The organism is Acinetobacter sp. CIP 102129 (assembly GCF_000368305.1).
Classification (GTDB): Bacteria; Pseudomonadota; Gammaproteobacteria; order Pseudomonadales; family Moraxellaceae; genus Acinetobacter; species Acinetobacter parvus.
The window spans coordinates 242,879-256,652 of record NZ_KB849341.1; the positions used below are offsets into that span (position 1 = coordinate 242,879).

Genomic DNA, 13,774 nt, shown 5'->3' on the forward strand with positions numbered 1-13,774 from the left:
GGGGGGTGAAGCCGTTTTGATAAATTACAACAGCTCTCCTTGCTTGCCTATATCCAATAAATCCCCTACTTGCTTCGATAATTTACGTACTTGACCTGAAACTTCACTCTGAAGTATTGCCATATGATGGCCCATTTCAATATTTGCATATTGCATTGCTTCAGCAACCATAAGATTGCCAAGGTTGCGTGCTTCACGTGGTGTTAATGTCAAAATCTGATCATCACCAATTTCAATTTTAACGGTACCATCAGGTAGAACCATTTTAGACATCAAACGTGCTACACGATGTTTAGGGGCTGGAATGAATACACCACGCTGAACCCGAATAATCTGGCCACTATCGACCAAATAACTTAAACGATCATCAACGATAGATAATTTTAAGCCTGTCAATTGTGACAAAGTTTCTCTAGTAACGATCTGCTCTTGATTATGTAAATCCTCAATCGCCTCAAGAATTGTTTCAGCGTTAGACTTCATTGTCATACTCCCCTAAATCGTTTTTAAACTTCAACTACGTCAATATTGTGAATTAATTTCATCAATTTACGTTTGATGATGTAATCCGCAGTCTTGTGGCCTTTGGCATCTTCACAAATGAACTGGTTATCTTTGGTCCAGTAAACAAAATCTGCGATGTAATCTGTACCACGCACTTTCTCACCACAAATTTTCTGAGATGGGATCAGGTTGTAACGTACTTGCGTATGCAGCTCTTTTATTTCCCCTGCACGCTGCAAAACTTTCAATTCACACAAGCGGCTATACTCGTGTTTTGAATCAGCAACTTTTTTACCGTCAATCAACACCTTGTGATTTCCATACTTAGGCTGTTTAGGCTTTTTGTCACGTTGATGAACAAGTCTTTTGATTTGAGATTGTGATAAATAATTTGTCATGCCACATCCTTTTCTTTATTCGTCCAATCGTGCCAAACACGTTTCCCATCTTTCTCGCCAAAACCACAAAATAAACAGGCAATATCAAAACCATGTGGGCAATTTGTTTTTTTCAACATGGAAGCATTGCTTCTCTGTTGACGTCGTTGCTGTGTGATGCGCTGTTTCATTTTTCTTTTCATTGACTGCTCATCCGCAAATCCTGCCAATTACACTCAACAACGGTAAGCCCATCATGCTGGATTCGTGACCAGAGTCGATCGCCCAAATCATCATGCAGTTTTTTTAAGGTGAAATTTGAAATGAGCATGGTTGGTTTTTTACGGTCATAGCGGGCGGTTAAAACCTTATGGACCAACTCAAGGCGCTTATCGCGGTCATGTAAACCATACTCATCGAGAATGAGTAAATCGTATTGGGTAAACTCATAAATCACGGATGCTTCCGATTGATCTTTCGTGTCCTTGTCCCAGGCGTTCATAATGCGCTGCGCCAGTTCTTCACTGGTAATGTAGCGTGCACACAACCCGTTTTTGAGCAATGCCTTTGCCATGGAGCAAGCCAGATGAGTTTTACCCGTGCCAGTGAAACCAACCATGATGAAATTGGATTTAAATTTTGAGCGGTTCTGGATCAGTGCTTCCGCATAACCCATGCACTGGTTAATCGCATTGGCCTGTCCAGTGTGGGTTGCCTTGTAATTTATAAAATCAGATTCAGCATGACGTTCAGGAAGCATTGCACCACCAAAATGTTTTTCACGAACCATCCGATCAACACGCGCCTGATCAGCTTTTCGAGTCTCTTCCGTCTCCATGTTTTGCTCAACTGCGCACTGAGGGCAAATCTGATACGGACCTGCCTGAACCTTTGCAACCCGATGTACTGAGCAAATCTCATCCGCCTGTTTAAAACCGTGTGAAAATCTTGTCATGCTGTTCATAGGAGACTCCTTGGGATTTCAATCACCCCGTCAAAAGGCTCATCGTCGTTGCGTGGCTGGCCTTTCCAATCATCGTTGACATTCAGGCCTGTTTGCTTTGGTTTTTCTGGTTTAGACTTCGCACCTGTTTTGGGTTTGTCATTCGAGTTATCACGCTTCACCCATGCGATGTATTTTGAGTAAATCTGGTTTTCAGTCATTCGACTCGTTCGGATTTGTGGTGCGTAGTACGGCAAGAACGTAATCATGGTTTGATCAAATTCTTGTTGTGTCGTGACAGGCAGACCTGCTCGCTGTCGCCAAGCGTTGATCTGGTCGAGTTGTGGTTTCCAGAGATTCAGATCATCGTCGAGAGAATTTTCCTCGCGTGTATTAGAGTGAGTGTTATTAATAGATGAAGGTGACGATGACGGGCATTCATCAAGCATACTTTTAGCATTGCTTGTGCATTCGTTTTGCATTGCTTGTGCATATGCATTAGCATTGCTTGGGTCATGCTCGTTATTTGCATTAGTATTGCTAGATTCTTGCTTGTTGCCCCATCGTGCTTCGGCTGCTTTCTTGGCTCTGTCTGACTTTGCAGACTTATTGCTTTCAGCTTGTGCCTTTAACCCATCTAAATATTGTGATGTTAATTGACCGTCAATCACTTCAAATAAATTGCAATTTATTAAGGCATTTTTTAATGCCTTTGCTTTAGCAATATTTAAACGAATTACGCTGGCAATTACATTATTGTCATCTGGTATTGCGCCATTACGCCAGTAATCCATCATCAACAAAAATGACGCACCGATTTGCTCGGTGGTCATTCGTGTAGTTTTAGCAAGCATGTCACCTATATATATAGGCATCCAAATATCAACGTCTTGGTTACTCATACTGCCTCACTGAATAGCTTTTGTTGATGGAATGTCACAGCTTCATCAAGGCGAATTTTGGCAGTTGCAAAATAGCCTGTATCTTTTTCAATACCGATGAATCGTCGCCCAGTGTTAATACTAGCTACTCCTGTTGTTCCACTTCCCATTGTGTTATCGAGTACTGTTTCACCTTCATTTGTGTATGTACGAATCAAGTACTCACAAAGAGCAACTGGCTTTTGCGTTGGATGAAAGTTCGATTTCTGCTTATCACTACTGAATAATTGAACTGAACGTGGGTACCGCTCTGTTGAGTCATAAGATTTAATGTTTACCTGTTTGCCGTAGTGCTCTGACCCAATGTCTTTACGCTTCGCTGTCTTGCGTTCATGTCCAAACGTTTTGATCGGATTGAATGTTGGTTTAGCCTTGTAAAAAACGAGGATGTTTTCATGAGCACGTAACGGCTGGAAATGTGCATTAAAGAATCCAGTAGCGGCAGGTTTCTCCCATATCCACTCATAACGAAATAGCTTTAGATTTGATGTTGCAAGTACTGCTGTAAATGGTTGCGCACTGAATAATACAATTGCACCATTCGGCTTTATTACACGCTCATACTCTGCCCACAGTGGTTCAAATGGAATTACCGCATCCCAACTGCAGCACGTTGTCCCATATGGTAAGTCGCAAAGAATCATATCGACAGTACCGCTCTCGATTTCTTTCATGCGCTCGAGACAGTCTCCTAAAATTATGTGAAATGGTTTCTCCACAGTGCACCTCACCACAAATCTTCACTACATAACCCAAGGCGAGAAAATTCCATCTCACCTAAGGCTATTAGCTCTAATTGGTTTGCAGTCCATTCTTGTTGGCCACATTCAACTGCATGTAAAAATGCTTGTGGACGTGTATAGAACTTCCCATTTTCACAGTAGAAACCCTGATGTGCAGATTTCCCCCATTGATTTTGAATATCTGGTACCAAACCAAGTGACAGAATAATATTGGTACAATCAGCATGGCGAAGAAGTACCGCCTTTGCTGTCGGATTACCCACTTTTAATTTGCGAATCTGGTCAGTTATTGCGTAGCTCATACCACCTCACTGAATAAATCATGTTGATTTTCAGCTTGTGGATTAATCCAAAGCACTTCTTCACGTAGAACCGAACCTGATTGACCAGCAGCTGCAACAGATTTTTTAATTTTTTTCCATTTTAAGGCTTCATATATCGGATGTTCATATCCACATAAAATCACCATGCCTTTGCAGTGTTGTAATACGCTTACAAGCTGTTCATGGTCTGCATTAGTCATTTCATGTCGGTATGCTTTCCCCCCCATATTTCTTGTGTCTAAAACATATGGTGGGTCCACAAAGAAAAGCGTGTTTTCTCTGTCATGGTCTTGAATAACTTTGACAGCATCACGATTTTCAATAAGAACATTTTTTAAGCGTGCAGCAGCTTGAAGAATTACTTCTGGTTGTCTTTGCCAAATCGTTACGATGTCACTACCACCTCGAGCTGTGTCTAAACGAAAACCAGTATTTCCTTTTGTTGCTCCTGCACTTCCAAATCCCATTTGTGCACGTATCACCAAACGTCTAGCTTGCTCAACCTTGCATGTGGTATCAGCTCGAGCATTTAAAAACTCAGTGCGTGAATATGGCGTGAGCTCAATTTGTTTCGCCAATTCAATTGAAAGATTTGGATCACGTATAACTTCAAAGAAATTTACGACATCACTATCAAGATCGTTATAAACTTCCATACGGCTTGGTAGTTTTGACAAAAGAACAGATGCTCCACCACCAAATGGTTCAACATATGTCTCATGAGGAGGGAAATGGCTAATAATCCAGTCTGAAAGCCGAAACTTACCACCATGGTATCGAATAAGAGGATGATTCATAAATTTCACCTCACCACAAATCTTCACTACATAACCCAAGGCGAGAAAATTCCATCTCACCAAGGGCTATCAATTCAAGTTGATTTGCACAAAATTCCAACTGACCACATTCAACTGCATGTAAAAATGCTTGTGGACGTGTATAGAACTTCCCATTTTCACAATAGAAACCCTGATGTGCAGATTTCCCCCATTGATTTTGAATATCTGGTACCAAACCAAGTGACAGAATGATATTGGTACAATCTGCATGGCGATTAGGTTTTGGTAGAGCGACCATAAGATCACCTGCTTTTACAGCAACTCCTATAATCATGACCGTCCCCCTTTTGCATTTGCTTTGATGCAGCGCACACATGCCAAATCTTTGACCCGATGCTGCGAAATACCGTGCTGGTGACAGTGAAACAGGAATAAGCGGCGTTTAGCTTTCCTTGCAGTCGCTGCAAGGCTTTCTTTCGACTTATCAAAGCAAGGACTAACAAAATCACCATGGGTCTGATTTGAAATCTGACCACCCTGTGCTAAAAATGCTTCAACTTCATCTTTCAAGGCTTGGCTTTGGTTGTGTTTCACGGGTGAATATGAAGCGAGACTGTGCTCTGATTTGCGTGGGTCGAGATTCATGAAACCTCCTTTTGAGCTGCCAATGCATTACTCAAATGGATCTGCACATCATTGGAAATGGTTTTACACTTTGGAGAAATGTGGTTTTCGATATGAGCGTCATCACCCATAATAAAATCCGAACCATTTGAAATTTCCGAATTACCAGGTATCAAACAGTGATGGCACTGTTCCCCTTTAAACTCTGGACATTTGCCAGCGCACTTATGTTCTGTTAAATTATTCATGTTCATTTTCCTGAATGATTATGAATTGCTGTACTAGAAGCTCGACCTGCAACGTCGGGCTTTTTTAATGCCTGCCAAAAACTTTTTAAATTTCTGCATACATTCTTGAATACACTGGTAGACGTTGTATTCTTTGATTTTTCTATGTGCTCAGATGATGATTGACCTGTCTCCAGTTCGATCTTTTTATCTATGGCATCTCTTAACCATTTCGCACGATCACTGCCTTGGCTTTCAGCCAAAGTATCAATGATCTCTTGGACTTCCAGCGGTACACGTGTTGACATGGGTGCCAACAGTTTTTTGCTGAAAACGAACATTATTTTTGTTTCCATAGGTTCACCTATTGAATTTGTTCAGGCTCTCTTAGTTCAATCCAAATGTCCTGATAATCTTCTGGGAAAAGGTCTTTGCGTGTGCAGATTCCACGATCTTCTGCAATCACAGCTAGGCGGATTTTTCTGTCAGTTGGAATAGCTTTCCAACCACTCACTGAAGGTCCTGTAATACCTAAAAGCCGTGCAACTGCATTACATCCACCAAGGGCTTCTATAAGTTGGTTGTCATTCATGTTGCTCTCCTATAACAAAAGCAATTATTAGGCATTCCTTATAAATAATCAATAGGCATACCTAATTTTATTCGTGTTAGGATTTCCTAATGGTTTGAGAGTTATTTATGAAGACACTTGCTGAAAGACTAAAATATGCAATGGAAGTTTTACCACCAAAAAAAATCAAGGGTGTAGAACTTGCTCGTGCTGTTGGTGTTAAGCCACCATCTGTAAGTGACTGGCTTTCTGGTAAATCAAAAACAATGGAAGGTGAAAATCTTCTACGAGCTTCACATCACTTGAATGTGAACCCTATTTGGCTGGCGACTGGTAAAGGCTCACCTAAACCAGATGGTGAAATTAATCCTCAATTCACCCAAGTAAATGAATGGGATAGCAATACTCCAGTAGATGATGACGAAGTAGAAATCCCATTTTTCAAGGATTTTTCTTTTGCTTGTGGCGGTGGTTCATTTAATGAAGCTATTGCTAATGAAAGACGTAAATTAAGAATGTCCAAAGCTACTTTACGCAATTTAGCAATCACAGAATCTAATGCTGTTGCAGCAACTGCATCAGGTGACTCAATGACACCAACCATTAATGATGGCGATACAATTCACATCGATCTTGGTCGCAAAGAGGTTAAAGATGGTCGTATCTATGTGATTTGTATAGGTGGGCTTCATTACTGCAAACGTTTATATAACCTACCCTTTGGTGGAATCCGATTGTTATCTGATAATTCAGAAGAATATAAAGAAATTGAACTAACAGCAGAAGAAAGAATCTCTCAACAATTTGAAATTATTGGTTGGGTTTGGCAGATTGCGAAATTGGAAAAATGGTAACACCTGAAGGTATAAGTGTTTTAAGCCCAAACGAGTAAGAAAAAATTAAATAATTATAATTTAGGTATTTAAAAATGCATGACTTTATATATAACTTGGGCATTATTGGTTTAATAATTATATTTTTTTATATCGTTTTTTGGCTTGATCGCAGAAATAAGCCAAGTGAACTTGATTTACTCAGAAATCACTTACAAAGAGTCACGCACCCCAATTTAACAGTTAAGGGTTTTGGTAATTATCATATCGAATATGTAATAAGAGGACACCAAACTTTCGAATATTTTAAATACTGTAGCCAATATGAAAAAAGCTTAGAAATAATGAAAAAAGACTCATCTATAAAAATTTTGAACCATGGCTTAACTGGCTATCGTGACTGGGAGAAATGGGGAAATTAATATTACAAATTTGGCAATCCACCTATCTTAATGATCTAATAAAATTCCAAAAAACTCCACTCAACCTGCTCTATGCAGGTTTTCTTTTATCAAAAACAAAAAATTAGGCAAACCTAAAAATAAATTAGGAATACCTATTGACTAATTAATTAGGTTTACCTAATATTTGCCTCATACACAGCAAAAAGCCCTGCCGACTCTCACATCAAACAGGGCTTCCCACTACACATGAGGTTCAGTATGGAACAAAACGATATTCAAAGTCAACACATCGAGGGGCAACGATGGTTGATACGCAAGCTGATCCAGAATCAGCAAACAAAACAGATTAAGGCTTGCTCAGCGCAGTTAATTGAGCACCCTGCTGCTGGTTTTACATCGTATTTAATCGGTGGAATAACAATGATGATTTTAACAATGAGTTTTGCGCTTGCGTCAATCAATGTTGGGCAGCCTGTGCAGCCAATTGAAATCCATTCGCCAGAGTACACAGTTACCGACCTTGATTTAGGCCATTACAACGACTGCCGTTTTGATTGCACAGCACGGGTTTGGACTGAAAATGATCAGTATGCGATTGATGTCGAGTTCGATTATACGGGCTATAGAGATAGCAATGGCGCAGGTCACAGTTGGCAAGCGATTGAAGTCACACGCATAGAACCAAAAGCGGTTCATGGTGATGAGGGTGAAATCAACGCATATCTTGATCGCATCGAAATCTCAAACATCAATGATGCGCTTGAAAGTGCAATCAGTGAAAAATTAGGAGTTTAATCCATGAACACTCAAGTTAATCGTGACCAGTTTCTTGCAGGTCGTAAAAAAGGTATCGGTGGTTCAGACGTTGCTGCAATCCTTGGTTTCAGCCCATACAAATCACCATACCAATTGTGGTTAGACAAAACTGATCGCAGTGAACGTAAAGAATCACAAAATGAGTCTGCCCATTTCGGCAACCTACTTGAAGACGTTGTTGCTAAAGAGTTCTCTCGTCGTGCAGGTGTAAAAGTTCAACGTGTTACTCAACAGTTATTTTTAGAGGAACATCCTTGGGCACTTGGCAACATAGACCGCGCAGTTATCAATCCTGATATTGCTGGAAATGTGCGTTTCAAAGATGGTGCTTTAACAACAGATCGCCTACTTGAATGTAAAACTGCATCTGAGTACATGAGTAAACTTTTTGGTGAAGAAGGTTCTGATCAAGTCCCTGATTACTACCTTACCCAATGCTTATGGTACCTGCTGATTACAGGATGCAAAGTTATTGATCTTGCCGTTCTCATTGGTGGCAACAAATTCCGTATGTATCGCATTGAACGTGATGAAGATTTAATTCAATCCATTTTCAATCAGGTGAAAGCATTTTGGTTCAATCATGTCATTGCTGATGTGCCACCCGATCCTACTTGTTTTGATGATGTTTTACATCGCTGGTCAAACCATGTTGTGGGTAAACAAGTCGAAGCTGATTTTGAACATATCAAACTCGCTGAAGAACTTATCACTGTTCAAGGTCGTCTAAAAGCAGATAAGGCTCGTGAAGATGAAATCAAGTTAAAGATTGTCTCAACGATGCAAGATGCGGAAATGATGATTAGCCAGGGCAAGTCCATCTGCACCTACAAAGAACAATCTTCTACTCGTATCGACAGTACGCTGTTGAAAAAAGAAGAACCTGATTTATTCACGAAATACAGCAAAACATCCAGTACCCGTGTTTTCCGTATTTCAAACAAATTTAAAGAAACAATTTAAGGAATTTTATTATGAACGCATCAACTGATTTACAAGTACCGCACTCAACCCAAACTACTGATCTCATCCTTGATTTTGATGCGCTAGAAAAAATTGAGCGATTCGCAGCAAAAATGGCTAAAGCTCGAGGAACTGTTCCTGCACATATTGCAGGTAATGAGGGTGACTGTATGGCTATTGTAATGCAGTCAATGCAGTGGGGCATGAACCCTTTTGCCGTCGCTCAGAAAACTTTTAGCATCAAGGGTGTGTTAGGTTATGAAGCCCAATTAATCAATGCCGTCATTACTGCACGTGCCCCAATTAAAGAGCGTTTACAATTTGAATGGGTTGGCACACAAGAACAATGGGACAAAGTTATTGGGAACTTTGAGGAAAAAACCAGCACCAAAAAAAATGATGAACATGGCAATCCAGCTAAATACCGTGTTCCTAAATGGCATATTAATGATGAGCGTCCATTAGGTGTTAAAGTGTGGGCAACCTTGCGTGGTGAAGATAATCCACGTGAATTAACTATCATGTTATCTCAAGCTCGTACTCGTAATAGTACATTGTGGGTTGATGATCCTAAACAACAGTTAGCTTACTTGGCAGTTAAACGTTGGGCACGTTTGTACTGTCCAGATGTAATTTTAGGTGTGTATTCGCCTGATGAGCTTCTTGAGCGTGAGGAAATGGATGTTACTCCAGCTCAATCAACGGCAAAAAAACATCAAGGTGCAAGTGGGCTTAAAGCTCAAATGGCTGAGCGTGAGCAATCTCAAGAAACAGTTATTGATATGGCTCCTAATTTTGATGTTGAAGGGCTCATTAATCAAATCAATGTAGTTACCTCACTTGATGAACTAAAAACACTAGCTAAGACGTTCCCAACAGATTTAGGTGAACCAGCGGAAACTGACATTAAAAAGGCTTACGCAAACCAGAAATTCTACCTTCAATTGATTAATGATTTAGAGGTAGCAACTTCAATTGAAGCTATCAACTCAATCATGGAAAAACAATTTGAACCAAATACATCATTCTTGACTGATGCACAGATTGATGAAGTTAGCGCACTATTTGAACGTAAATCAGCAGAACTTACACCTTAACTAATGGCATGTGGTGCCCTCACACATGAGGGTGCCAATAGTGAGATAGAAATATGAATCCAACTATTGAACAACAACATGCCATTGATATGGCATTACATGGACATTCTTGTAAAGTGACCGCATACGCTGGTGCTGGTAAGACCTCTACCCTTAAACTGATTGGTAATGCAAAGCATCACCAACATGGAATGTACTTGGCATTTAACAAGGCTATTGCAACAGAAGCACAGTCTAAATTTAACCATAATGTGAAGTGCAAAACATTTCACAGCCTAGCTTATAACTCTGTTCCACGCTGGCTGACCAATAAATTAAAAAATCGTCGCTTGATGCCAAGCCAGATTGCTAATCGTCATGATCTTGAGTCATACCAAGTGCCTGTAGCATTGACAAAACAACGTGGTGAGGATGACCAGAAACGCCTTTTTGGTTCAAACCGTATGGCAACCTCATTGATCAATGCAATTGGTTATTTCTGCCGTTCTAATTACAGCGAAATTCAACTATCACAAGTTTATGCTGCTTTACCTGATTGGATGGATGATACATATCGTGCTGAATTGGCAAATATTCTTTTACCTAAGGCACATGATTACTGGAATGACATTTTAAATCCTGCTGGCATTAACCGTCTCGAACATGACCATTACCTAAAATATTGGGCATTGAGCAATCCAGTAATCAATACTGACTTTATTTTATTTGATGAAGCGCAGGATGCGGACCCAATCATGTTGAATGTACTCAACAATCAACGTGCACAGGTAATATATGTTGGGGATCGTCACCAACAAATCTATGCATTCCGTGGTGCGGTCAATGCCATGCAGTCACTTGAAATTGCTGAAACACGTTTAAGTCAGTCATTTCGTTTTGGACAAGGTATTGCTGATCTGGCAAACAACATTTTATTCAATGTGCTCGATGAGGAAATCCCCTTGCGTGGCTTTGAAAAAATTGATTCACAAGTATGCGAAATTCCTGACAGCATCACCGATGCTTTCATTTTCCGTACCAATGCGGCCGCACTTTCCAATATGGTCGAGTTGGTGAAAATTGGGCGTGAGCCAAGACTGGAAGTTGACACCCAAACCTTAATCAAAAACATTGAAGATGCCAAAAAAGTTAAATCTGGAATAAAAGTCCACGATGGAAGTGTATTTGAAGGCTTTAGCAATTGGGAAGAAGTCATTGAATACACAAATGAAGTCTCTGGAAATGACTTAAAAGCACTTGTTAGCCTAATCAATAAAGTGGGTGAAGAAGCTCTAATCAGCTCATTACTAAAAAGTAATTCTAGTGATTATGACTGCATTGTGACCACAGCTCATAAGTCTAAAGGCTTGGAGTTTAACAAGGTCAAACTTGGTGGTGACTTTTTCTATAAAGAATCAGTTGAACCAGGTGAAAAAATCCTAACCGAAGATGAAGCTCGACTTTTATATGTTGCTGCTACTCGAGCTAAAAAGCAGTTAGATATTTCTGCATTGAACCCACTGTTTAAAGCTATCGGATATAACACCCAAGCTGAGGTAAATGCCTTATGCGTCCAGTAGTAAAACAGAAAAACTTCTTAGGCTTCAAAATCTGGTTAGAAAAACTGGGGTATGAGGTGAAGCAGTTAGATGGTGGTTTTGTGGCACGAGCAAAAAGTCGAGAAGCACAACGAGCATATAAAAAGTCACATCATTATGTGCGTGTTGGCTCAGACCTTTCAGGTAATCAAGCAGCTTATGAGCTTGGGGCTGAATTTGAAAACCATCTTCGTGCACCTGAACAGACTTGTACAGCAAAAGCAGAAAAGGAAATTCTGCATATTGTTAAAGGTGAATCACATGGAATGGGTTATCTGGTGGCTTGAAGTTATGTTGCTAGTGAACGAATCTGCATTTATTAACGCGGAGGTATGAATGCTAAAAGACCTTAGAAATTTGACAGAAGCAGAACAGCAAGAACACTTGGATAGATTTATTCGGGCTAATGACGAACAAAATTTTCCCCAGGAAGTTGTTGCTCTATATTTAGACTGCTCACCCTGGACTCTTGCTAGAATGCGCTGTGATCAATCAACCATGCCTTTCTATAAAATTGGTAGACGTGTTTCATATAAAAAGAAAGATGTCTTGCAATATGAAAAAAGCAAGACTGTGCTAAATACTGCACAGCTTGCCACAGTATAAGGCGGTTACCCCGCCTTTATTTCTTTTAGACGCTCATCCCATACGGACTGGTAATTAAAACAATCAATTTTCCCTTGATATACAGCTTCAATCATATTCATAGAAGCACGTAATTCTTCATCAGGTATTTGAACATAGCCACCAGTTACATCAATCCTTGGGCGGGCTGTATGGTTAAGAAGTCGTTTTGTGACATAAATATTAAATCTCAATAGGTTACAGATCGTCGCGAATGTTCGTCTAAAATCGTGCATTGATACATAATATCCGACTTGCTCTCCCACTCTATTTATCAGGGTATCTACCTTGGTTGCATGCATATTCCAGGAAGTAGGCATCTTGGTTGCTGGAAAAACCCAATCATTTTCTTTCAACATCCATCTTTCTTTTAATACACTAATTAAATGATCGCCAATCGGAAAATGATGATCAGTACCATTTTTTGTATCACGAAAAGTCAAACTACCTGTTTTGAAATTTACATCTTCCCATTTCAATTGACACGCTTCTTGCCTACGGCAACCTGTATACATACACATCAGAACCATATCTCGATGAGTATTTGAGCGTGCAGTATTTTCTAAATTAAGTTCGTCCTGATAGTTGATTACAGCTTGATAATACTTATGGATCACATCTTTATGTAGGTGCCTCTGTCTACTTTTGATGCGATTCCATCCTTTGGTAACGGAAATAATATCTACAGGGTTTGATTTAAGTATTGGCTCCTCATCTGTTGAGTAAAGCACATGGATATATTTCCATAGTGTCCCCAACAACGATACGGAGCCATTCGCTGATGATTCACTGATATTAGAGACCTCAATAAATCTATCCAATACCTCTTGCTTAGTTATTTCAAAAAGCTTTCTATTACCCCATCCAAGGTAAAGATCAAAATATTTCTTATATTGCCGTATGGTCTTTGGCTTAAAGTCATTCCTATCCAAATAAATCTGGAGAGCTTCATTAACCGTTATATCCAATGGATTGTTAATTTTTTTTAACTTAGTCGGTTTTTCATACTCATTGTTTGAAATCTTTGCCAGGATCATCTGCGCTTTGGCACGTGCATTTGTTGCAGGCAGATCAGTTGTCTTTCCTATTGTGACCCTAAATAATTCCCCCTCATGCCTACGCTCAACTATATAAGTTTTGCTTTTATTGGTAACTCTGACTGCGAACCCAATAAGTTCAGAATCACGATATATTTTTTGACCTTTTTCCACCAATGGAATAGCATCAACATTAGATTTGTTGAGTTTCATGTTTAAATCCGTTTACCACCATTTAAGGTGGTTTAGAAAAGTTTTAGCGAACTTAGATTTAACCATGTTTCTCAACAGTCTACAAATAGTCTACAGGTGCATCTTTTATCTAATAAAATCCTATCAAAAAACAAAACAACTAATTGTTATTTATTAAATTATAAAATTAAACAAATCC

The 13,774-nt window shown here is 39.7% G+C and carries 22 protein-coding genes; 8 read left to right on the plus strand and 14 right to left on the minus strand.

Going from position 1 to position 13,774, the window contains the following annotated elements; all coding sequences use genetic code 11:
- Positions 1–24 precede the first annotated feature (24 nt).
- The 13 genes from F973_RS09205 to F973_RS09265 are packed head-to-tail and all read right to left on the minus strand — an operon-like array spanning position 25 to position 6,053.
- A complete protein-coding gene (locus F973_RS09205; RefSeq protein WP_004761385.1) occupies positions 25–483 on the minus strand; it encodes a hypothetical protein in 459 nt (152 codons plus the stop codon).
- Positions 484–506: 23 nt separating this feature from the next.
- Entirely contained in the window at positions 507–902 is a 396-nt protein-coding gene (locus tag F973_RS09210) for a DUF1064 domain-containing protein (protein WP_004761386.1), read from the minus strand.
- On the minus strand, positions 899–1,084 hold the full coding sequence (locus tag F973_RS09215; protein ID WP_004761387.1) for a hypothetical protein: 186 nt from the start codon (positions 1,082–1,084) through the stop codon (positions 899–901). Before F973_RS09215 ends, F973_RS09210 begins: the two co-directional genes overlap by 4 nt.
- Positions 1,081–1,845: an ATP-binding protein gene (locus tag F973_RS09220; protein ID WP_004761389.1), complete on the minus strand. Its 765-nt coding sequence runs from the start codon at positions 1,843–1,845 to the stop codon at positions 1,081–1,083. The genes F973_RS09215 and F973_RS09220 overlap by 4 nt, the downstream gene beginning before the upstream one ends.
- A complete protein-coding gene (locus F973_RS09225; protein WP_004761391.1) occupies positions 1,842–2,726 on the minus strand; it encodes a DUF1376 domain-containing protein in 885 nt (294 codons plus the stop codon). The genes F973_RS09220 and F973_RS09225 overlap by 4 nt, the downstream gene beginning before the upstream one ends.
- The gene (locus F973_RS09230) at positions 2,723–3,439 is read right to left on the minus strand and encodes a DNA-methyltransferase (RefSeq protein ID WP_051062114.1); all 717 of its coding nucleotides are present in this window, start codon (positions 3,437–3,439) and stop codon (positions 2,723–2,725) included. Before F973_RS09230 ends, F973_RS09225 begins: the two co-directional genes overlap by 4 nt.
- 53 nt (positions 3,440–3,492) lie before the next feature.
- A complete protein-coding gene (locus tag F973_RS09235; RefSeq protein ID WP_004761394.1) occupies positions 3,493–3,810 on the minus strand; it encodes a Y16D family protein in 318 nt (105 codons plus the stop codon).
- Positions 3,807–4,628: a DNA adenine methylase gene (locus F973_RS09240; protein ID WP_004761396.1), complete on the minus strand. Its 822-nt coding sequence runs from the start codon at positions 4,626–4,628 to the stop codon at positions 3,807–3,809. The genes F973_RS09235 and F973_RS09240 overlap by 4 nt, the downstream gene beginning before the upstream one ends.
- 10 nt (positions 4,629–4,638) lie before the next feature.
- Entirely contained in the window at positions 4,639–4,944 is a 306-nt protein-coding gene (locus F973_RS09245) for a Y16D family protein (RefSeq protein WP_004761398.1), read from the minus strand.
- Positions 4,941–5,255, minus strand: coding sequence for a hypothetical protein (locus F973_RS09250; RefSeq protein WP_004761400.1), 315 nt, complete (start codon positions 5,253–5,255; stop codon positions 4,941–4,943). Before F973_RS09250 ends, F973_RS09245 begins: the two co-directional genes overlap by 4 nt.
- Positions 5,252–5,482 carry a hypothetical protein gene (locus F973_RS09255; protein ID WP_004761402.1) on the minus strand — a complete coding sequence of 77 codons (231 nt, stop codon included), beginning with the start codon at positions 5,480–5,482 and terminating at the stop codon, positions 5,252–5,254. The genes F973_RS09250 and F973_RS09255 overlap by 4 nt, the downstream gene beginning before the upstream one ends.
- 2 nt (positions 5,483–5,484) lie before the next feature.
- A complete protein-coding gene (locus tag F973_RS09260) occupies positions 5,485–5,817 on the minus strand; it encodes a hypothetical protein (protein ID WP_004761404.1) in 333 nt (110 codons plus the stop codon).
- An 8-nt stretch (positions 5,818–5,825) separates the two neighbouring features.
- Positions 5,826–6,053 (minus strand): Cro/CI family transcriptional regulator, encoded by a 228-nt coding sequence (locus tag F973_RS09265; RefSeq protein WP_004761406.1) that lies wholly within the window; start codon positions 6,051–6,053, stop codon positions 5,826–5,828.
- A 107-nt stretch (positions 6,054–6,160) separates the two neighbouring features.
- Here F973_RS09265 and F973_RS09270 point away from each other — a divergent pair, with 107 nt between their 5' ends.
- The 8 genes from F973_RS09270 to F973_RS09305 all read left to right on the plus strand — a co-directional run bounded on the left by F973_RS09270 (position 6,161) and on the right by F973_RS09305 (position 12,328).
- On the plus strand, positions 6,161–6,886 hold the full coding sequence (locus F973_RS09270; RefSeq protein WP_004761407.1) for a S24 family peptidase: 726 nt from the start codon (positions 6,161–6,163) through the stop codon (positions 6,884–6,886).
- Positions 6,887–6,960: 74 nt separating this feature from the next.
- On the plus strand, positions 6,961–7,287 hold the full coding sequence (locus tag F973_RS09275) for a hypothetical protein (protein ID WP_004761409.1): 327 nt from the start codon (positions 6,961–6,963) through the stop codon (positions 7,285–7,287).
- Positions 7,288–7,527: 240 nt separating this feature from the next.
- Entirely contained in the window at positions 7,528–8,064 is a 537-nt protein-coding gene (locus tag F973_RS09280; protein WP_004761410.1) for a hypothetical protein, read from the plus strand.
- A gap of 3 nt (positions 8,065–8,067) precedes the next feature.
- Positions 8,068–9,048, plus strand: coding sequence for a YqaJ viral recombinase family nuclease (locus F973_RS09285; RefSeq protein WP_004761412.1), 981 nt, complete (start codon positions 8,068–8,070; stop codon positions 9,046–9,048).
- 11 nt (positions 9,049–9,059) lie between these two features.
- A complete protein-coding gene (locus F973_RS09290) occupies positions 9,060–10,145 on the plus strand; it encodes a RecT family recombinase (RefSeq protein WP_004761413.1) in 1,086 nt (361 codons plus the stop codon).
- Positions 10,146–10,198: 53 nt separating this feature from the next.
- On the plus strand, positions 10,199–11,704 hold the full coding sequence (locus F973_RS09295) for a 3'-5' exonuclease (RefSeq protein WP_004761416.1): 1,506 nt from the start codon (positions 10,199–10,201) through the stop codon (positions 11,702–11,704).
- Positions 11,692–12,009 carry a hypothetical protein gene (locus tag F973_RS09300; protein ID WP_004761418.1) on the plus strand — a complete coding sequence of 106 codons (318 nt, stop codon included), beginning with the start codon at positions 11,692–11,694 and terminating at the stop codon, positions 12,007–12,009. Before F973_RS09295 ends, F973_RS09300 begins: the two co-directional genes overlap by 13 nt.
- A 49-nt stretch (positions 12,010–12,058) precedes the next feature.
- A complete protein-coding gene (locus tag F973_RS09305; RefSeq protein ID WP_004761420.1) occupies positions 12,059–12,328 on the plus strand; it encodes a hypothetical protein in 270 nt (89 codons plus the stop codon).
- 5 nt (positions 12,329–12,333) lie between these two features.
- On the opposite strand, the gene F973_RS09310 is transcribed toward F973_RS09305, so the two are convergent.
- On the minus strand, positions 12,334–13,596 hold the full coding sequence (locus F973_RS09310; RefSeq protein ID WP_004761422.1) for a tyrosine-type recombinase/integrase: 1,263 nt from the start codon (positions 13,594–13,596) through the stop codon (positions 12,334–12,336).
- Positions 13,597–13,774: the final 178 nt, after the last annotated feature.